Below are 21,389 nucleotides of genomic sequence, written 5' to 3' on the forward strand. Positions count from 1 at the left end.
GCTTTCACTGCATGAGTTATACGCTTTTTCGTGTTACAAACTTCAACCTAATAATATGAGTATATTTTCATTGCCATTTGATCGATGAGTGCCCACTAACATTGCAGTAATTGGAGAACTCCTTTGTCACCATGAAAGTCGAACATTAACAACGTAGTTGGTTGCTTAAAGTGGTGCTCTCTGACCGCAAAGGCAATTAAAGCGAGAGAAGAACAACTGCCCATTGTGCCCCACAACTCATTGATAAGCTGCGGTTGTTCTGGGTTCGTGAATCGTTCTGCTTTAGCCCCCAGAGCAAAGCCGTAATCTTCCGAATGCATGCGCAGGTTCGTCATATCGGAATACACTTCACCAAATAAATCGAGCTTTTTACTCGCACGTTGAACAAGTCGAAACATGCCTCTTCGGTCTGAAGTGTTTAATTCCGTATCAATGTAGCCAAGCTGCGCTTGAGGCTTAAGTTTCAATGTTTCTACGGTATTTCTTCGACAAAGAATTAAACCCGCCCCACCCTCACTCGGAATAACGCCCCATGGATTATTGGTACTCATTACCATCGCATCGTCGATGAGTGTTTGCATCGAACTCACCAAGGAATCGACACTGATACACATCATAGCATCATATTTATCCAATGATTTCATGGCCTGGAGAACGAAACTAGGCCCACTGGCATGAACAGCATTCACCACAGAGAGAAATTCAGCATAGTTACTTTCACCAAGCCATTCTTGCACCTTTACTAGTGAAACAGACGCAGGCACCGCTATAAGCAAAGGTATTGGTCTCAATGAACGTGGTAACTGTGCTAACAATGAATCAAGCAAGTGGGTGATTAACTCACACGTTTTCTCAAACTGCTCACTTTCTTTGGTGTATTCGATTTTGGCGTAAGTAAAACGCTCGATACCATCATCCCCTACACATTGGTCGAATCTTCCTAAGTCAGCATACGAAACTGCACTAGCAATATCTAAATTCATACCGGTTGGCGTCATCACTTCCATCCCTAGCACGTAACGGCCTGTTGAATTATGCATGCTCGCTTACCTCTTCCAACTTAGTGATGGATGTCGACACCAACAAATGTTCCTTGCCCTGACAAGGAAACGCAGCGGTGTAACTGATTGATATAGTTTTCTTTTCCGTATCAACGAATAAGGTGTACATCGCCATATCAGCTTGATAACTTTGATCTTTGAACGTCGCGATCGCACGGTATTTTTCTTTAGGAATTCGAAATGAAAGCGTGTCATCATGACAAAAGCCACTCATCATCAAACGCTCCCCCCCACGAAGGAAGCCTTTGCACTGTTGATCAATAGGCGCGCTTTGGAAGAACCGCTTATCAAAATCGAGTGGCAACATTGGCTTACGATTCTCAATCCAATCGTCATCGAACGTGCCGGCCAGCTTCTGGCGCGACTCAAAGAACGGAGGCACTGGCCCGAACCCCGCAACGCGTAGTTTTTTCGCGGCGGCACTCCAGTCCTCTCGGGGATAAAAAATCGAGGGCACTTTCTGTTCAAGCAATTCTTTGTTGGAGTCGGCAACCCCACCACCTATTCGGTTACGTAAATCACCGCCTACCGCGCAAGTGTAATCAATGTCTTTTTCAATAAATGGGACTGGATTGCTCAGCGTGATACTGCCAGCATGCTCAACCCATACGCGTTCCCCGTGAATAGCGAGAGTCTTATCGATATGACCATCAATCAGCACACGACACTCTTGGTATGTCACTGGCTTTTTCGCGTAGCTGCGCGCTTTGCCGTAAACAAGCACATCTGTGTTGTCTTTGGTATACGCAAACTCGTGGTCAACTTTCATCGCAGAGAAACCTTCTTCGCCCAAATATTGGGGATCATCAAAGATTTCACTTTCACCTAATTCGTGCCAAACCACACCATCGAATTGCCAAGTACGTTTAGCGACCACAACCCACACTTCATCGCCGTTTTCGTCACGTTGAAAACGACCTTTAAGTGATAGCTCAGGGTGCGCCTCAATATCCCATAACTGCATTGCTATTCCTTAAGTTGAATCGTTCGCTCGCAGAAGGTGCGGCCTTTAAATTGTTAAAGTTCCAGTCTTGTTGATGAATCGGCATTGCCATATCCCAAGGCACGTAGGCTCTGGATTGAATACAGATTTGGCGCCATAGCCAGTCGCGGAACAGCACATCAACGTTAGCATCTTGCATCGCAGCTAACGTAGACTCGAAGCTCAATGCGTAACCCAAGCGGCTTGGTAGATTTTGGATATATTTTTCATCTTCCACCCACTCATTGAGCAGATCGACGATCTCTTCCCATTCATATTCGACACCAACATCTTGCGGAGTCAGAGGAAGAAGCTTTCCGTAGACGACATACAAGGCTTGAAGCCAAATTTCACCCTCAGCTTCACCTTCCTCCAGACTTTCCAAGTGCTCGATGATTTGGGGTACCAGTTTCCAATCACCACCCAGCGCAAAATCAACAGGTGCTAATGAAGAAGAGATATCAAACGCCTCAAACTCTTTTAACTCAAGTAACTTGGCATAAGTGAGCACTTGCGCTGATGGTAATCCATTTGGTTCGATGCCAAAGCACTGACGGAACCAAGTGCCTCTGTCACGTTTGGTAATCAAACGTTCAAATAGATATTGTTCGCTGCCTGCATTGTCATTGAGCCAATCAATCCCCTCTTTCACGTCTTGTAAAGCGAGCAGTGGCAAAGCAACATGAGAGCTAATGATGCTGGCTTTGTGCCAGCGCTTGATGAGAGAAACACTTAATGTTTGACGTACACGTAAGCATTCAAAGTAAAACGCACTGGATGTCGCATTACCCTCAATAAGCTCCGAAAGCGTACTATCCATAGATTCAACCGGAGATTGTACGGCAATGACCATTGCAGTTGTAGCGTCAATATCTTCGAGTAAACTCAATCCGCACAAAAGGTTATCCAACTCTGAGCCCAACTCCCCCTGTAGCATCAGCCAGCTGTAAATTTCTGGCTCCTGGCCTCTTAACTGATGAATCAACCCCGGTGCTAGCCGATAAAACGACAAGTACACCTGCTTCAGTTCTTCAATTTGGCGTTCGATCAGCTTGAGATACGCCAACTCACGACTTGGATAACCCCTTTTGTGAATTTGAACTCGCTGCCTGATTAAAAACCCGATACTTTCAGAAGCAATGGACAGCTTTTCATTACAGAAATCCAGCCATGTTACTGGCAACTGGGAAAGGTCATTCACAGCGCGTTCAGCTTTTGCTAACGCGCCTTCGACTTCTTGATTGGTTATGGGTGCCTTTAGGTGCTCGACACCGATTCTTTGTCGCATCTAGTTATCCGTTATTAGCGTGCCATAACGCGATTGCAATTAGTTAACTCGAAGTAATTAGCTCACTTGGCGTGACTTGTTAACACAAAACCATTAGCTAACGCGAAGTAATTAGTTAATTGCGATCGTTCCGCCTTGAATTTTTTGTGCTTTTTCTGCTTGAGAAGTGACGTACTTCGCTTTAGTGGTAATTCGTCCATCGCGCCCGCTATAGCGAGTTTCTGTCTCACCACTTTTGACTACCAACTCTTGTTCTGTCTCGATAACCATCTTCTTCGCTCGCAATACAAACTCGTCAGAGTCATCCAGAATGGAGAAGAAAATGTCCGTCACAAGAGGCAAGCTTAAGTCGTCGTTCAAAAACTCAACTCGACAACTTAATCGATTATCGATAGCCATTTGCAGTTCAGAACGACGAAAGCCACGTCCTAGTCTCGCAGTGAGTGGCTGCTTAAATGGGTTACCATCAAAATCAACTCGCACACTGCCCGCAGACTCATTGATAGCCACTATTCTTCCAAAACGCGAAAAGCAAGCCGTTGATTCGGCTTGCTGCTCTGATATTACTTCTGTTGTAAGAGGTTGTTTTTCCATTGTTAGTTAACCACTACGTTGCCACCTTTCACGACGACTTTGTCACTGCCTTCGATCGTAATAGCCGAGCCTGATAACTTTATTGAACCATCACTGTTCATCACTAAAGAGGAACCACCCGTTTTCAATACAATCTTGTCGCCACTGATAATTTGCGTTGCACCATCAGCTTTATAAGCGGTGTTCCCTTTCACTGATACCGTTAAGTTGCCACCAACCGTCTGGTTATCATCCGCACCAATATCTGAACTCTTAGACGCACCGATAGTAAGGTTACTGTTTTCGCCAATATCTAAGTCATCATTTTTACCGATCTTAGTCGTACGGTTATCACCAATTTCTAAGTCAGAATTGTTTTTCACATACTGGGCTTCGTTCGCGTTGTATGTGACGGTAACGTCTTGCTCGACTGTCTCGGTAAACGTACTGTTTACTTGTGTCGTTTTATGTCCATGAATGGTTTCTTTATGGTCACCATGAACTTCATTCGTTTGGTGACGTGCAACCTTCAAGAATTCATCTTGACCGATATCACGGTAACGGTTGTTGAGCACCTTGGTCGACATGTCTTTTTGAGCGTGAATATAGACTTCTTCTTGGTTCGCTTCGTCTTCAAAACTCAACTCGTTGTAACCTGTTCCTTTGTGCGTTTGCGTGCGGAACGTGGTACGAGTTTTGTTTTCTGGCAAAGAGTACGGTGGGAAATGCAAACCGTTGTAAACTGCGCCAGTAACTAACGGACGATCTGGGTCCCCCTCAAGGAAAGTCACTACGACTTCATGGCCAATACGCGGCAAATAAACTGCGCCCCATGTTGGCGCCGCCATGGATTGGCTTACACGAATCCAACAGCTTGAATGCTCGTTGTTATCACCGTAGCGATCCCAATGGAACTGTACTTTCACTCGACCAAGCTTGTCGGTGTAAATCTCTTCACCTTCTGGTCCTACAACGACCGCCGTTTGAGGGCCATCCACTACTGGTGCTGCTAGTTTAGGCGCTTTAAACACCACATCACGTGGAATACATGAGAACTGGTTGTAGTAAGTGGTTGGCATACCACTCGCTTCATCTTCATGCACTTGCGGATCTTGACCTGTGTGCATTACAGACAACATGAGGTAATCGCGGTTAATCTCAGAACGCGGATGGTCACTGACGTTAAAGCTGTAACCAGATGCTAAGCGCATTACGTCACTCGTTGCTTCCACTTGTTGATTATCGACTATGTGTTCCGACATCCACTCCGTGGTTCTCACCTGCCCCATCAGCGGGTCAACGTATCGTCCAGGATAATCAAACTGCTTGAGATCTTGGTCTAGCTCGCCAGCCTGTGTCATCTCTTGTGGAATTTTAGGGTGTTCGTAGTTGTAATCTGTGTACGTAACCTGTCCCGTTCTAACGCGGTTAACTAACTCGAGATCAGAGATATGTTCGCGATCGGCAACACCGCCACCATCGGCATGATAAACAATCGGCCCAATGTAAGAAGCATTTAGTGGCGAGCTTATCAAAGGTGCAATCGCGTCATTACTGTCGACAATGACCATCGTATGATTTGAATCGCTATGGTCAAAGTAATACCACATACCGTGTTCAGCCATCATACGCTGCACGAAGTGCAAGTCAGACTCACGGTATTGCAGAACGTATTCTTTTGGAGGATAAGTACCCGACACTTCAAATCGGTAATCGGTGACTGCCCCATCATCGAGTACTTCTGTGATGATGTCTTGCGCTGACTTTTGCTGGAAAATACGACAATCTTGGCGCTGAGATAAGAACCAAGCTTGAGGAACCAAGACTAATTGATAACGAGAAAAACGACGTCCAGTCCCTAAGTAACGAACTTCATTCACCACGCCGTTGAACACACGCGCAGCCCCAACACCTTGTCCGTAAAGTGTCAATGTTCCTGCTTTACGTATTAACTCATCGAACGAGATATCTGGATCAAGTGAAAGTAATGAGAGATTGATGTGGAAAGGCTTAGATAACTCTTCATGAACATGAAAGCTCTCAACCCGAAATTCATGCCCACATCCAGGCACTTCAAATTTAAATTCTACGTCATTCACCATATCTTTTACCTGATACAAATAATCGAATTAGGGCCAACAATCGTTGGCCCTGAATCTTTACGCGACGAGCAATTAAGCTTCGCGTGGAGCACGCCAGTCGTCGTTACCCGCAGTACCACAGTTTTCGTGAGTTACTTCGATCGCACGGTAAGTGAACTTAAGCACTTCTTCTGTCACGCGGTCAGCTGTTGCTGCGTCTTGACAGTGGTTCATACGAGTTTGGATATCGACAAGTAGCGCATCAATCAATTTGATTGAGTAGTAGTGCTCTTGTTTACCTTGAACTGAAGTGCGGTAGAAGCGGATCACACACTCAGGAAGTTTTTCGCCAGATACTAGTGCGTTGAATAATAGTGGAGATGAGCGATCTTGAACTTTAGTTACAACAAGTGGACGGTGTACACGTTGACCAGTTGGCTGACCACTTTGTGGATCACGTGGAACAGTTAGCACGTGATCAAGTTCTTGTACTAGGAACTCATCAACGTGAGCTTCTTGCCATGTGTTACCTACTGAATCTGCAGAGTAAGTATCTTTAGTAATATGGCCTTGAGTCTCACCTTGGATAGACATATATGCTGGAGTTGGCATCGCTATTTCCTTTTCTAAAATCTGTTTTGTTTAAATCACCAAATCGCTTATCACCGCGACTAGTTGGTATAATCAAAGTCCGTGCCAACTTTAAAAATACAATAAAAACAACAACTTAAATAAATTAAGACATTATTCACTAATATCTTGAGTACAATTTATTGGATAAAAAACCAAAAAGTTGGATTAAGATAATAATAAATTGTTCTAACTTTAAAAAGTGAAAATAACCATATAAAACCGTGTAAATAAAGTCATTAAAACTAATAAATCCGTCACTTTTACTATCAATTAATTTAGAATAACAACGCCATTAAAATAACCACAAACATTAATGTCACAATAATCATTAAAAATAACCAACAAACGATAGTCAAAATATCTTGATAAAAAAAGAACGCAATCACTTTTAGTATAATAGCCGCTACCTCTTTTCCTCTAAAGAATAAAATGGCTATGATAAATATAAACCTTTCTTCATTAATTCAGCGTCTACACCCGATTGCAAAAGTAGCATTAGAAGACGCCGCTGCACTTGCAGTCTCTGAAAAAGCAAACGAAGTTCAAATTGAGCATTATTTACTGAGTCTATTAGAAAGGCCAAATAGTGATTTTGACGTCTTATTAAGTCATTTTGATTGTTCTGAGAACTTATTAAGACAATCGGTTCGATCCACACTCGACACCAACGCCAAAGGAAATGGCAGCAAACCTGTTTTTTCTGCTTTATTAATCGAATGGTTGCAAGAAAGCTGGCTGGTTTCTTCTTTAGATCTATCCGAAACACAAATCCGCTCTGGTGCCTTACTCCTTACTCTTGTTAGCAACCCTCTCCGTTACGGCCAACATGGTTACGCCTCTATCCTTGAAGCGGTAAACCCTGACAGCCTTAAGCGTAACTTTGCAGAGCTAACAAGCCACTCTATTGAGGCGCAAGTTGCTACTTCAGAGAAAACACAAGCTCGTGAGGATGGCTCAGCACTGAGCAAGTTCACGACAGACTTCACTGGTAAAGCACGCAAAGGCGAAATCGATCCTGTTTTCTGCCGTGACCAAGAAATCCGCCAAATCGTGGACATCCTTGCTCGTCGCCGTAAAAACAACCCTATTGCTGTTGGTGAACCGGGCGTTGGTAAAACCGCAGTAGTAGAAGGTTTGGCACTTAAGATTGTACAAGGTGACGTACCAGACAACCTCAAAGGTGTTGAGCTTTACGGCCTGGACATGGGTCTTCTGCAAGCTGGTGCAAGCGTAAAAGGCGAATTCGAAAAACGCCTAAACGCAGTATTGGATGAAGTGAAAAACTCGCCAACCCCTCTCATTCTTTTCATCGATGAAGCACACACCCTTGTTGGCGGCGGTAACCAAGCGGGCGGCAGCGACGCGGCAAACTTGCTAAAACCAGCCCTAGCACGTGGTGAAGTGAAAACCATCGCCGCAACAACATGGTCGGAATACAAGAAGTACTTCGAGAAAGATCCTGCCCTTGCACGTCGTTTCCAATTGGTGAAACTCGACGAACCATCTCCTGAACAAGCAGCATTGATCATTCGTGGTCTGCGCCCTGCTTATGAAAAATCACATAACGTTTACGTGCGTGACGATGCTATCACTGCTGCGGCAGCACTTTCTGCTCGTTACATCTCTGGTCGTCAACTGCCAGATAAAGCCATTGATGTTCTAGATACAGCATGCGCGCGAGTGAACATCAGCCTTAATGCCATTCCTGCTTCTGTTGAAACTCTGCAGCAAGAACTTGCAGCTCAACAGCGCGAGCTAGAAGCTCTTGAGCGTGATGCTCTGCAGCAAACTGGCGACAAGCACAGCCTTGCTAACATTCCAGACCTAAAACTGGCAATGGAAACAACGAAAGAAGAGCTAGCAGAACAAGAAGCGCAATGGCACAAAGAAAAAGAGCAGATCCAAGAGATGATTGCTCTACGCTCTCGCTTACATGAACTGGTCTTTGGCGAAACAAATGAAGAAGAGCTTGTTGCAGACGAAGATTCAGAACAAGAGCAAGACGTTTCTCCATATGCAGAAATGGATGAAGAAGCCGTTCGCATTGCAATTTCGGCCTGCCAAGAACAGCTAGATGTAATCCGCAATGGCAACCCACTGGTTCACTTTGAAGTGGGCCCAGATGAAGTCAGCCATGTGATCTCGGACTGGACTGGTATTCCAATGGGTAAGATGCTTCAAGACGAAGCAGAAACCACGCTAAAACTGAAAGAAAGCCTAACACAAAGCATCAAAGGCCAAGAATACGCTATCGATGCACTGTCTGAAGGCATTCAAACCGCAAAAGCAGGCTTAGGCAACCCAGACGCACCAACAGGCGTATTCCTGCTGGTTGGCCCAAGTGGCGTGGGTAAAACCGAAACTGCTCGTGCAATTGCTGATCAAATGTTTGGTGGTGAGCGCTTTATGACGACCATTAACATGTCTGAGTTCCAAGAGAAGCACACGGTATCTCGCCTAATTGGTTCACCTCCGGGTTACGTAGGTTACGGCGAAGGCGGCATGCTGACAGAAGCGGTTCGTCAACGTCCATATTCTGTTGTTCTTCTTGATGAAGTGGAAAAAGCCGACCCTGAAGTGTTGAACCTGTTCTACCAAGTGTTCGACAAAGGCACGCTGAACGACGGCGAAGGCCGAACCATCGACTTCAAGAACACGCTGATCATCATGACCAGTAACCTTGCAACACACGAGATTGAATCTTTGGTTCATCAATCAAAAGACATCGATGCGAACATCATCGCAGAAGCTATTCGCCCTACTTTGAACCAACACTTCAAGCCAGCGCTGTTGGCACGTATGTCAGTACTACCATTTGTTCCGCTGTCTGATGAAGCAATGACAGAAATTATTCACCACAAGCTGAACAAAGTTTCTCAGCGTCTACAGAGCCATCACAAGTTGTCGCTAAGCTACGAAGACAGCTTGGTTGAGTTCGTACTAGGTAACTGTCGCCTTGCTGAAACGGGCGCGCGTAACATCGACGCGGTCATCAACCGTCAGTTGCTGCCGCAACTATCGACTCAGCTATTAGTGCATGACAAGGATGATTCACATACGCAAATCGAAGTGTCTGTCGATGAGCAAGGAACACTAACCTATGCGTTCAGCTAGCCATAGCGAACTTAGTAACGCCCTACTTGCGATCAGTCAGTCTTTGGCTGATCGCAGCCAGCTTACCCAAACGTTGGATGCTGTGTTGACTGCTGCGAGACAAATGACCCTCGCAAAGCACGGCATCATTTATGTGTTGGACCAGACTGGGCAGGCGTTGATTCCAAGTACCGCTCACCATAACGATAAAACTATCGTTTCCCATCCTTGGGATGCATTACAGTTAGACTCAGCCAGTGAGAACGATCCATTTAACTTTGCCATTCGTAATGGTGAAGTGGTGTTGATTAACGAGTTGTATAAGTACAACGGCTATGACTGCGAAAGCATCTATCAAACTGAGCAGACACTGGGATTAAAAAGCGAGAACTTACTGGCTTGGCCTTTGATTGATAGCGAAAGCAAAACCATTGGGCTGTTAGTCTTACTCGATTTAAGTGTTATCGACAATGAAACTGCATTGACTGAGTTTTGTCGTATGGCCGCGAGTAATATTCGCCAAGCTGTGTGGTTAGAGCAATACGGGCAAGTGATTAAAAATCTCAATGCAGACAATCACGCCCTAATGCGTGAGAACACTCAACTCAAAAAGCGTACCCAAAAAACCTATCAGGGTCCTATTGCAGAGAGCGAAGAAATGCTCAATGTTTTGAATCGTCTTGATAAGGTGTTATCTCTCCCTGTCGACGTTCTATTGCGTGGTGAAACGGGAGCCGGTAAAGAAGTGATCGCGAAATACATTCACGAAAACTCTAACCGTTCAGAACAACCTTTGATCGTACAAAACTGTGCCGCAATCCCAGAGCAGTTATTAGAGTCAGAACTCTTTGGGCATAAGAAAGGTTCATTTACGGGCGCAGACAAAGACAAAGTCGGTTTGTTTGAAGCAGCCAACGGCGGCACGCTTTTCCTAGATGAAATTGGCGATATGCCAATGCTACTGCAAGCAAAATTGCTGCGTGTGCTACAGGAACGTAAAGTTCGCCCAATCGGCACTAGCAAAGAGATTGAAGTGGACGTGCGCGTTATCGCTGCAACCCACTGTAATCTTATGCAGCAAATCAAAGATGGCGGATTCCGTGCCGACTTGTTCTATCGCTTAAATGTCTTCCCTATAACATTGCCGCCCCTGAGAGCCCGTAAGTCGGACATTATTCCCCTTGCTGAACATTTCGTGCAACACACAACCAACACGCTAGGTTTGCCGCAAGCGCCAGGGTTAAGTGCCAATGTACGTAAACAGCTGCTTGCCTACCAATACCCAGGGAACGTGCGTGAGCTTAAAAACATCATCGAGCGCTCGGTACTACTGTCCGATTTTGAAACCATCACTCATATCGAGTTTGGTGAACAAACCCCAGAAGATGTACCAACTGTCGAAGTGAAAGCAGCCTCACCTACTCCAGAACAACCTGCTTATGAGCAGCCAGCACAAGCGGATTTAGAAGATGCTTCAAAGAGCCTTAAGGATGTTGTCAGCCAATACGAGCGCACAGTGATCATCGATTGCTTAAATGCGTGTAATTGGCACACCAAGAAGGCCGCTGAGCGATTGGCGCTGCCAATGAGCACTCTCAACCATAAGATGAAGAAATACGACATTTCTGCAGCGGGTTGATGGGGCTTAAAAAGAAAATTCTAAATTCAGTATGAAGTCATAAGAAAAGAAAAACCGCCCGAAGGCGGTTTTTTTTGCATCTAGGAAGGGTTATCAAGTGACTTTTCCAAGGGCTTGGGTGCTTGAGTTACCGCAGGTTGTTTCTCAATCCAATCTTTCAGCCATTTCTTGCGTTGAGATTCGTTATACTGCTTCCAAGTTTCAGCCGCAGACTTGTCTACGCCTTCCTCTGTCGACTCTTTCTCAATTAACCAAGGCATATCACTAAAGAAATTACCAGCCAAAGCACTATCCGCATTTAAAGAAGGAATAGAAATTACAGCATCACGACCAATATCATAGTCATCAACTCCATTTAATCCGACTTGTTTTAGATGAGCAACCGAAAGCTCCAAGTTCGCTTTACCACCAATTACACCACCAAACGGTCTTAGGCCTTTTAACCTAACTCCCGTTGGTGCAACATATTCCAAGTTAAACCTCATGCAGTACATCGTATAGTTTTTGATCTTAGATAGTTCATTCTCTTTAGTGAGACTACCTACAGCTTCACCTATAAACTCACTCATGGCATCAACTTGTTCTCGATGGTTTTCTGAAATAGATTCAGTAAACATCCATTCTTCGTTTTTATAGGCAAACTCACCAATATGATACATATCGGTGAAGTAAAGAGGACCTTTAACTGGCTTGCCATCATTTCCGTCGAGCGCCAGTTGAATACACATATTCACTGCTTCCCACGGCATACCCAAACGTTCATAAAGTGCTTTTTCATGACTTTCACCCAAAATCAGTACATAAATACTGGCAGGATCGTCTTTCTTTTTGTTTCCCCATGAGAAACCATCACGCCAGATATTATCAGCCGATTGGTACCACTTTCTTTCACTGAAAAAGTTCAAACCAGACGCTTTGGTGTCTATAGCCACCAATTGCTGTTTAATGCCATGAAGTATAGGGATGGTATTTTTGTCTCCCTCACCTGCCATTAAGGTAAAGCTCTCTACCATAAGGTCCTGTTCACGTAGACGCAGTTGCTGCTCTCCCAAGTAGGTATCAAGCAAAACCAGTCTAGTTTCTGTACTTAAAGCGCCAATTTGCAACTCATCTTCAGCATCATCAAACTTCTGCCCCAGACTGTACTCTTGTGGTAAATAAAAACTATGTTGCCCTTGATTTGTTCTAATTCCCAAGCAGTAACGCATATTTTGGAAGCCTCCGCCTTTCACATAGCGCTTAAAGGAATCCGCTTCTGCAAAATAGTCGCTTGGCTGACCCGATATCGCTGCTCCGGAAACTGCCATACTGAACATTGCATCAGAGAACATTAGCTTTGCTTTAGAGGTCATTGGTTTCATACCGTCGATCATCACATCACCGAAGCGGAATGAGGGAATATGCTCAATAGCAATCAACGTAGCGCCGTCATCAATCCCCTGTTGCTTGTAAAAAGCACTTATTCGCCCATCAGGATCAGTTTTGAAGTCACTAACCTTCATTGGCAGCATCCAGTCACTGAAAGCTGGGCCTTTAATATTTTCGAGCCCGTCAACGCGATCGTAGCCAATCGTAACTGGCTTCGCATACTTGTGTTCTTTTTTAAGTATCAACTGCACTTTCACTTTATCGTATGGACCTAGGCGACTGTTGCTAGATTGCTGAATCCAACTATCATATGACATCCATTCTGGTTCATCACTTTCAGTATAACGAGCTGACTGAACAAGTATTCGACAATAACCGATTTCATCTTTCTTTAACTCACTTCCCTGCGGGTTAAATGACTCGGTAAAGTTATCAAACATCGTTTCATTTGGGTGTTCAAACAACATGGTTTGTATCGGGAAGATTTGATTAAATGCACCTGACGCTTTAAAGCTATCCCTGTTTTCGGTTATAGAGAGATGAGAAACTTTGCTATTAGTTGTTATTGGAGCAGGCCAATGCTGCGCACCTTGTGGCATCTTTGTCGATAATTCGGTGTAGTACTCGTTATCACAACGGTTCTTCCAGTTAGCCGCTAAGGTGTTTCCTTTGATCGTATGTACAGACCAATCATCGCTCAAAATGTAGTTCTCAATGTATTCCTTCACCTTGTAACGCTCAACCAAAAACCTAAACGAGATATTAGAATTCCGTTTGGTTTGAGATCCTAGGTCAGCGAGTAATAACACTAAGCCATTAATAGCAAGCGCTCGTAGTTGGTAGCGTTTTAACACCTCCTTACGAACTTCTTCGCTCTCAAGGTGAGTAATGAGTTCCTGATAAGACCTACATTCAATACCTACATCTACCTTACTGCGTCGCAAATCGTTAAGTAACTCGATATGTATTTTTGCCAGCCTTTCAAGCTCACTGACAACCTCATGGCTTTGCTTTAACTCTTCTAGGAAGGAGTCCAACATTAAACTATCAATCACTTTCACCGCAGATATTGCTGTCTTTGAACCCTCTATGGCAAGCATAAACCCTCTTGCCGCAGGAGCTATAGCAGGAATATAGGAAGCGACGTCAACGACACTGTCAAAAATCGCCATTCGCAGTGCGACTTCTGCTTTATCTTGCGCAACCATCTCAGCTTCTAGAGCAAGCCTAGAGCGTTCCATTGCATGCGAGCCATAGCGACTGGGGTGAAAGAATATGTTCAGGGATTGCAGGTAAATACGGATTACAACCCGACGGTTTTGTCTTAGATTAGGGTTGTTGCGGTCGACTTTTTCACCTTGTTTGGGAACATAGACAGGTTTACTTTCACCAAAAGCGGCTACCGAAACACGACCTTCAAAAACAGGGAACTCCTTCATGAGCAGCTTTTTCGCATATTCTGCGCGCTCTGCCGAGACCTGCATATTTGCTTTCTCGGTACCGACTTGGCAAGCATGCCCTTCTATCTCTACTCTAAGGTTTGGCTCATTCTCTAAAACGTTGGCAAGAGAAGCAGCAAGCTGTTTAAATATAGGTGCATGATCCTTTAACTCTTTTTCACGCGAGTTAAAGGCAAATTCTATTTTTATTCCTGCGCCTCTAGAGCTATTTACGAGAATGGCGTCAATCTGATTGCCAGATTGATCACGCGCATCTTTTAAAGCCTGTTCTAGTTTTTCTTCCTGGATATGGTTAGCTGTCTTCCAAACTGGAATTTGAGCAAGGTAGTCTTTTGTAACTTCTTCTGTTCCTTGCTCTGCTTTATCAACCTTTTTATTTTGATTAACCAGCTGTTTAGCTTTTTTATACAAACTAAGTGCTGTCAATCCCGTTCCGAAGCCATTAAAACCAACGGTTTTACCACCAGAAAGCCAAGCTTCCGCAACTCGCCCGGCAACCACACGTCGGTTACCCAGACGTGATTCTAAAGAAAGTGCAAGTGCGCTTGACCGAGCTTCATTGGTGTTAAAAACCTTATCGTGAAATAGCGCCTTCCAACCAACACCCGCGATAGTTGGAGTGTGGAGTTCCTGCAACTTATCAAGCGCTTCTTTCGTACTGTAAATACCGTAATACAATTCGCCCGCCGCTTTCATCGCAGGCGGCATCTCGGACTTAACTGCATCCCAATACAGTTTCGAGACGTTATTAAACACCGCTTGGCGGCCATCACGGTCTAAAGTGTCTTGCAAGCTACCGCTCAGCAGCCCTGCTCCTAGCTGAGCAGACACATCTCGGATATTCTTGAGTAACGCAATACTCCTTGAAGCTGGCGTATTGGCTGTTACACCTTGTACATTACCGTGAAGGTAATGTTTCATATTTCCAAAGTACTGAGGGTATTGATAAATCAAGGATTCCTCAAGGGAGATCATATCGCCACTGACAATGGCAAATTTCCCTAACGGAGTGCTTGAAGAAAAGGTAATCTGTTCACGTAGCTCGTAAGTATAGACTGTATCTAAGCCTTCAGAAAATTGCTGAATATGAGCGTCTTTAATGAACTGTGGAACACCATTTTTCATCTGGCTTGGAATAAATTCGACACGGATACTGTATAAGCCTTCTTTAAAATCAGCAGGATCAACGTGAAACATCGCGCATGGATATTGCTTAGCATTTTCTTCTGAAAGCTCATCTTCAGGTAATGCCGCTTGTACTGAAGAGCCTATCGTTTTGTATTCCCCACCTTCTTTGGTTGAGTCAAACTTTTGCAAAGTAACCGTCGCACTTTCATAGCCTTGATCAGAAAAAACCACCGCGCAACTCGCCACAACAGGTAAAACGAAGCCTTTTAGTGTCTCTCCCGATTCACTTACATCTTCATACCACTTATTATATTCTGCCTGTTCTTCGCTGAGCCCCCCGTTCGCAGCTGGTTCGTAAGGCTTAGCCAATTGTTCAATGCTGACCTCTGTCAAGGTGAGTTTTGCTTCGCTGTTTTCCAACTGGCTACTCAACTCTGCAACTTTTGTAGCTAACTCTTTGGGGTTTAACTCAGAAAGTGAAGCTATTAAAGGCAAGGGCGGAAAGCGGAAAGTGAAGGTCTGCTCACCCTCTTTGGGTAGATCCCTACCTAACGCATGAATTGTGTGCTCTGGTGTCAGGACCTCAAAAGCCCCATATTGATCGGGCTTTCCGTTACCCAGTGAACATAACTTAAATTTATGGTCGGTAGCCCAAAGCTTAGGGCTATCGCTATCAGTGACGTTAAGCATCGGCACTTTCGCTAAAGGGCGAATATTAGCGATTTGTTTTCTTACCAAGCTTTCCTCTGAATGCCAAGATGGGAATTCAGTTGTTTTAGTTTGAGAGTTAAATTCCCCCTCATAATAAACACCAAACAAATAGTAATTTGCACACAAAGGTATCGCGTTACTGGTATCATGAGTGCTCACAGTTCATCCCCTTTAACAAAATCACCATTGTTGGCAAAGGCGTTGTAAAGAGAAGAGTTACTGGCACTATGGCCCGTCCCTATTTGTTCCCATTTTAAATAAGAACCAAATTCTTTATTTTCTTTTAGTTTACTGAGGATGGCCCGCGCCGCTCCATCCCGAGCATAATTCGCATCTTTACTCAAAATTTCAAAATAGCGCAGTTTACCTACCGCTCGCGGTACAATTTCTTCTTGTTGAAATGAATCCTGCTCGATATCAATTAGATAACGAAACTTCCTACTTTCACCCCAAGCGTACTTACCGTCTGGACTAATACTACGTTTGTTAAACTTATAATCACCCAGATTTTGTTCATCAGGATTAATTCCCGTGCTAAAGAGAAATTCGTCTTTTGCCTCATCATAAACTGCAACGCCAAAGTCGTTTAGTACGTATCTTTTTCCTTTTTGAATCACGGAATACTCATTAAACTCTGTGTCTACTTGCTGTTTGTCGCCTGTCGCTAAGGTGTACTTCCAGTCTTTAAACTTGTCTACGTAGTAAAGATAGCTGCTGTCTTCTGCCCATAGAAACTCTGGGTAGCCACGTGAACGACCTAGTTCAATATACTCACCCGTCTTAAGATCTTTAATTACTTTAAACATCCCTTCTGAGGCCGAATAGGCCAAAGCCAAGTAGCGATTATTTGGAGAGACACGCATTAGACGAACTTTGCCAACAAACTCATCTGCGACCAGACGCAAGTCCGTCCCATCCGTTTTGATACTCCACACTTTATCCCTTTGATCATAGTGGTCTTTCGCTTCATTTCGGGCGTTATCCCAACGAAACACTACACGTGGTAAATCATAAGAGCTTTCATTGGTGAGATCTTCACGTGGCCATTCTTTAGCTTTAAAAATAAAGTGTTTAGGTTTACCCGTCTCTTTGTCATAAATAACGTAATTGTTTTCTGTAATATAAACACGACCATCTTCCCACTGTTGAGCATTTTTTTCTGCGATTCGGTCTTGAACCGTCTGAGGTTTTGGCGCGTGTTGTTCTGGTTCCTTGGCTGATTCTTGATTACAACCAGATAAGACCGCTAAGGTAATCAGGCATAATGTATGACGTAGGTTCATCTTATATTCTCTTCGTTATCTTTCTCGATCGCGTTTAATAATGTGACAACGCAACCCGAATAAGTTGTTTTGTTAACTTGGCTGATCTTTTTTCTTATAAGCCAGTAAATCCGCAATGGGTGTTTGAGCAAAAATGACCGTTTTATTATCTCTTCCGTGATGACTATTGCCCTGATAACCACGGAGAAGATCCACTTCTTTAACCTCTGCAGGCCAACCAGTAAAACGAATCAACCTAGAACCATTCTCTTTTTTTATACATTGGCGCAAGCACACTCGCTGCGACCAATCACCATCGCTTTGCCTTAACTCAAAGTAATCATCTGACTCGTCCAGCGTCGTATAGCCCGGATATTCGAAAACTATCTCGACAGATTTAAGTAAATACACGACCGCTACATTTTTATTTAGCTGGCTTCGTAACATTGCGTATTTTTCAGGTTTTGAGGTCGCAGCACTTGGTAATACTGAGAGCAGACGAACAGAACCGTCTCCAATTTTAAAGCTTTTCTCACTGCTATAATGGTTAAGATCAGTGACTTTTATGGCCTTGGTTCCGGGATCACTTTCTAGTTCAGATAGTTCACTCTCGCTCAATCGTTTACTGTTATAAGCCAAATATACTTCTTGAGGCTCACCTTTAATCTTGTAGGGAAGCCATATATGCGGGAGAGGGTAACCTTGCGCGCTCCGCTCCACTGGGCTAGAAGCATTAATAGGGCTCAAATTTGTTTCAATCTTTTCTTTGATTTGTGGTTCATAGCCTGTCATGACTATCTCAACTTCTTCCTCAACTAAGTTGAACACTCGAGCCTCTCCAGAGCCATTCAAAGAGCCTTCACTTACCACCTTGCCGTTCTGCACGATTTGGAAAGGCTCATAAGCGAAAACACCGCCTGTTTCAGGATTGGTCATATAGATATCGGCGTGCCTTTTGGGTCTAGAGCCTTCACGAACACTATTAATGTCCGTATCTGAAAAGTAACCATTTTCCGTAATTGCCACTTCGCGCCAAATTTTATTGTTCCAAACAACATACACGTAGCCTGATTTAAACACTTCTGCAGCTTCATCTGATTTATCGCTACCAGGGAAGTGCAGCGGAACCACAGGCACCAACACGTTATCCCACTCATCCATTTGAGTTTCTTTATCAACGGGTTGCAGGTCTTCGGCGAGTTTAAGCAAAATTGGCTGAGGCTGGTCAGTGCAAGGGATTTTGATATAGAGCGTTTTGCCCTCAGCTTCGAGATCTTTAAATATCGCGAGGCTGCGGTGTTTGTTTTCTGTATCAGCCTTGCCTACAGTCACTTTTTCTTTTTGAGCTTCGGTTTTTCCCAACATCAAACATGCCGCGTTGCTAGACCACTGCCCTGCAAACTCGACAACGATTTTTTGATCTGGGCTTGGCTCAGAGGGGACATGCGTGTAACTACGAACTAAAGCAACATCGTCGGTAACCTGCTTGTATCCTGCTTTAAAAGCTTTGCTTTCATTCGAAGCAGGTACAGAGTCAACGAGTGATTTAAGTCTAGGGAAGCTTTGCAGCTGAGAGTCCGTCAATGGCGACCGACGTGCAACGGTAGATAATGACACCCAATTGCCTTTTCCCAATTCGATTCTTACAGCAGCTAGTAATGCGCTGGTCGTTTTTTTGGCAGAGATGGAAATCTTTTGCGCCAATTCTTTAGGGAGGTTTCTAAGGATGTCATCTGAATTTCGCAAACGCGAAAGCTGTCCTATACACTCGTCCGGTGTAAGAACATAAGATAGCTCGTTGGAGGATAGCTTCGAGCTAGGTATAAATTTGCAAACTAAATGCATTTGAATTCTCCACAACCAACATCGTAAATATGGCTGCGGTGACAATTAAGCTGATAAGGCTTACAAGTACGATTTGGTCTGCGTATCCTACTTACTTAGCCATTTATTTTCAACGAGATAGAAAAATCGCCCGAAATCAAAAACACCAAAAAAATGGTGATTTTTACTATTAAAACATGCGACTTGACCACAATAAAAGCCAGTAACATCACCCACTCTGTCAAAATGGTAAAATCTTACTATCTAAAAAAATTTAATTTATGGACTGAAGTTAACAAAAATCGTAGTAACGTGTGCTTCAGGTAAGCACGAGGAAATTCAGAAGTTTATGAGGTGCCCTCCTCAGCAACAAACAACAAATTGACTGTTACTGAGGAAGTTTAAATAAAAAGGTGAGCGCATTACGCACTCACAAAAGTAACTGCTCTGAAGCTTGCTAGGATTAAATTTGCTTCATCGCGAGTTAAAGAGGTGAGGTATTACCCATCGACCTCATGCAGAACACTATACTCAGAGTATAGAAACGAGCGTAAATATATAATATTTAAAAAGATTTTCAACGCGACACATTCACCACAGCTCCTGCCGAGCGACCATCACAATCACGTCATACACACCTAAAAGCAACATTGGCCTAGTTATTATAGTTATTCAGCCTTGTATTAAGACGATTCATTAATTCGAGTAACTTATCAATAAAGGCAATTATTTTGATAAATATCACAAAAAGTCCCAAAGAAATAAAGCGAGCTAAACGCTCGCTTTATTTATGCCGCATTTTTTAAAGTTTTGTTATCACTAAAATATCGGTTGTAAACAGCACCTAAGGAGGCTGTACTTGCGAAACGATCATAGTTAAATGTTGCTTGAGCCTCTTCGGCAGAGGCGGAAAGCTTGTTGGTACCATTTACATAAATCGTCACTACCCCCTCCTTCAGTCCTGAAAGATCTAAATCAGTTGTCCATGAGTCTGAAAGCACGGTTGCCATGCCTGTGGCTTCTGTACCATCAGCGTCGACTGCTTTGATATCTATGAACTCACCATCTTCAAATCGTTCACTGCTACCACTTACTGTCACGCTTTCCACTCCAGTAACATCGTTGATAACGTCTAGGTGTATTGTCGGTGTAATTGGCATGGAGTAAGCCGTGTTCTGACTACCGGTATTTCCTGATAAGTCTTGGTAGTCACGAACAAGCAACGCCACATTGAGCTCTGACGTGCTTGGTACCACCACATCACCAGTCCAAACACTTGGGTCCGCGGTTGCCACTAAGGAGGTGATCGTCGTGCCACCTAACTCCGCTGCGGCGGATTGCAGATCTTTATCGAATTCCAGCGTCACCGTCACGCTTTGGCCGATGGCTTGGTGCTCAGGCGTAAACGTCACGTTAGTCAGCGTTGGCAGAGACTGCGCCAGTGTAAAGCTCTGGCTTTCACTCACTTCAATGCCCGCTGAGTTCGTCCCCGTCACCATCACGGTATAAGTGCCATTGGTTTGGTGACTCATATCAATCGCGTCACTGGTCCAAGTGCCACCGGCTTGTACTGTCGCAATGCCGCTTTTTAGTACCGTCGCGCTGCCTTGGGCTTTCACGTCAAGACGCAAGGACTGACCATCAAAACGTGTTGACGTACCTTCGAATTGTAGCGTGGCGGCATGCGTTTCATCCACATTACCCACTGGCGTAATAGCTAAGGTTGGTGTGATCGGCATGGAGTAAGCCGTGTTCTGGCCACCGGTATTCCCTGAGAAGTCTTGGTAGTCACGAACAAGCAACGCCACATTCAGCTCTGACGTGCTTGGTACCACCACATCACCAGTCCAAACACTTGGGTCCGCGGTTGCCATTAATGAAGTGATCGTTGTACCACCTAACTCCGCCGCTGCGGACTGCAGATCTTTATCGAATTCTAGCGTTACCGTCACGCTTTGGCCGATGGCTTGGTGCTCAGGCGTAAACGTCACGTTAGTCAGCGTTGGCAGAGACTGCGCCAGTGTAAAGCTCTGGCTTTCACTCACTTCAATGCCGGCTGAGTTCGTCCCTGTCACAATCACGGTATAAGTGCCGTTGGTTTGGTGACTCATGTCCATTGTGTCACTGGTCCAAGTGCCACCGGCTTGTACCGTTGCGCTGCTGCTTTTCAATACCGTCGCGCCGCCTTGGGCTTTCACTTCAAGACGCAGGGACTGACCATCAAAACGTGTCGACGTACCTTCAAATTGTAGCGTGGCGGCATGCGCTTCATCCACACTACCCACT

Annotated in this window: 12 protein-coding genes; 2 read left to right on the top strand and 10 right to left on the bottom strand. The window is 44.4% G+C overall.

Annotation, left to right across the window (positions count from 1 at the left end):
- Nucleotides 1-95: 95 nt before the first annotated feature.
- From KJB35_RS23530 to KJB35_RS23555, 6 genes are all read right to left on the bottom strand, one after another.
- Nucleotides 96-1,040 (bottom strand): hypothetical protein, encoded by a 945-nt coding sequence (locus KJB35_RS23530; protein ID WP_171343145.1) that lies wholly within the window; start codon nt 1,038-1,040, stop codon nt 96-98.
- Nucleotides 1,033-2,025 (bottom strand): DUF2169 domain-containing protein, encoded by a 993-nt coding sequence (locus KJB35_RS23535; protein ID WP_154204262.1) that lies wholly within the window; start codon nt 2,023-2,025, stop codon nt 1,033-1,035. Before KJB35_RS23535 ends, KJB35_RS23530 begins: the two co-directional genes overlap by 8 nt.
- Complete coding sequence (locus KJB35_RS23540) at nt 2,006-3,331, bottom strand: hypothetical protein (protein WP_285357984.1); 1,326 nt, start codon at nt 3,329-3,331, stop codon at nt 2,006-2,008. Before KJB35_RS23540 ends, KJB35_RS23535 begins: the two co-directional genes overlap by 20 nt.
- 111 nt (nt 3,332-3,442) lie before the next feature.
- A complete protein-coding gene (locus KJB35_RS23545) occupies nt 3,443-3,925 on the bottom strand; it encodes a hypothetical protein (protein WP_182015859.1) in 483 nt (160 codons plus the stop codon).
- A 2-nt stretch (nt 3,926-3,927) separates the two neighbouring features.
- Nucleotides 3,928-6,006: a type VI secretion system tip protein VgrG gene (tssI, locus tag KJB35_RS23550; protein ID WP_005373412.1), complete on the bottom strand. Its 2,079-nt coding sequence runs from the start codon at nt 6,004-6,006 to the stop codon at nt 3,928-3,930.
- A gap of 72 nt (nt 6,007-6,078) precedes the next feature.
- On the bottom strand, nt 6,079-6,597 hold the full coding sequence (locus KJB35_RS23555; RefSeq protein WP_005373415.1) for an Hcp family type VI secretion system effector: 519 nt from the start codon (nt 6,595-6,597) through the stop codon (nt 6,079-6,081).
- 456 nt (nt 6,598-7,053) lie between these two features.
- Between KJB35_RS23555 and tssH the strand changes: the two genes are divergently transcribed.
- Nucleotides 7,054-9,732, top strand: coding sequence for a type VI secretion system ATPase TssH (tssH, locus tag KJB35_RS23560; protein ID WP_285357981.1), 2,679 nt, complete (start codon nt 7,054-7,056; stop codon nt 9,730-9,732).
- Entirely contained in the window at nt 9,719-11,350 is a 1,632-nt protein-coding gene (locus KJB35_RS23565) for a sigma-54-dependent Fis family transcriptional regulator (protein WP_262635215.1), read from the top strand. The genes tssH and KJB35_RS23565 overlap by 14 nt, the downstream gene beginning before the upstream one ends.
- An 80-nt stretch (nt 11,351-11,430) precedes the next feature.
- Here KJB35_RS23565 and KJB35_RS23570 read toward each other — a convergent pair whose 3' ends face one another.
- From KJB35_RS23570 to KJB35_RS23585, 4 genes are all read right to left on the bottom strand, one after another.
- Complete coding sequence (locus KJB35_RS23570; RefSeq protein WP_268208506.1) at nt 11,431-16,176, bottom strand: OmpA family protein; 4,746 nt, start codon at nt 16,174-16,176, stop codon at nt 11,431-11,433.
- Nucleotides 16,173-17,300: a hypothetical protein gene (locus KJB35_RS23575; protein WP_054577785.1), complete on the bottom strand. Its 1,128-nt coding sequence runs from the start codon at nt 17,298-17,300 to the stop codon at nt 16,173-16,175. The genes KJB35_RS23570 and KJB35_RS23575 overlap by 4 nt, the downstream gene beginning before the upstream one ends.
- 72 nt (nt 17,301-17,372) lie before the next feature.
- Entirely contained in the window at nt 17,373-19,124 is a 1,752-nt protein-coding gene (locus KJB35_RS23580; RefSeq protein WP_285357977.1) for a hypothetical protein, read from the bottom strand.
- A 767-nt stretch (nt 19,125-19,891) separates the two neighbouring features.
- Nucleotides 19,892-21,389, bottom strand: a 1,498-nt coding sequence (locus KJB35_RS23585; protein WP_285469853.1) for a tandem large repeat, incomplete at its 5' end; no start/stop codon positions are given.

This window comes from Vibrio sp. D431a (assembly GCF_030248655.1).
GTDB lineage: Bacteria > Pseudomonadota > Gammaproteobacteria > Enterobacterales > Vibrionaceae > Vibrio > Vibrio alginolyticus.

Excerpts from the sequence above, each read along its gene's own strand:
- KJB35_RS23580 (WP_285357977.1), bottom strand. The coding sequence starts at position 19,124 with ATGCATTTAGTTTGCAAATTTATACCTAGCTCGAAGCTATCCTCCAAC.
- tssI (WP_005373412.1), bottom strand. The coding sequence starts at position 6,006 with ATGGTGAATGACGTAGAATTTAAATTTGAAGTGCCTGGATGTGGGCAT.
- KJB35_RS23535 (WP_154204262.1), bottom strand. The coding sequence starts at position 2,025 with ATGCAGTTATGGGATATTGAGGCGCACCCTGAGCTATCACTTAAAGGT.
- KJB35_RS23540 (WP_285357984.1), bottom strand. The coding sequence starts at position 3,331 with ATGCGACAAAGAATCGGTGTCGAGCACCTAAAGGCACCCATAACCAAT.
- KJB35_RS23555 (WP_005373415.1), bottom strand. The coding sequence starts at position 6,597 with ATGCCAACTCCAGCATATATGTCTATCCAAGGTGAGACTCAAGGCCAT.
- KJB35_RS23575 (WP_054577785.1), bottom strand. The coding sequence starts at position 17,300 with ATGAACCTACGTCATACATTATGCCTGATTACCTTAGCGGTCTTATCT.
- KJB35_RS23530 (WP_171343145.1), bottom strand. The coding sequence starts at position 1,040 with ATGCATAATTCAACAGGCCGTTACGTGCTAGGGATGGAAGTGATGACG.
- KJB35_RS23565 (WP_262635215.1), top strand. The coding sequence starts at position 9,719 with ATGCGTTCAGCTAGCCATAGCGAACTTAGTAACGCCCTACTTGCGATC.
- KJB35_RS23545 (WP_182015859.1), bottom strand. The coding sequence starts at position 3,925 with ATGGAAAAACAACCTCTTACAACAGAAGTAATATCAGAGCAGCAAGCC.
- tssH (WP_285357981.1), top strand. The coding sequence starts at position 7,054 with ATGATAAATATAAACCTTTCTTCATTAATTCAGCGTCTACACCCGATT.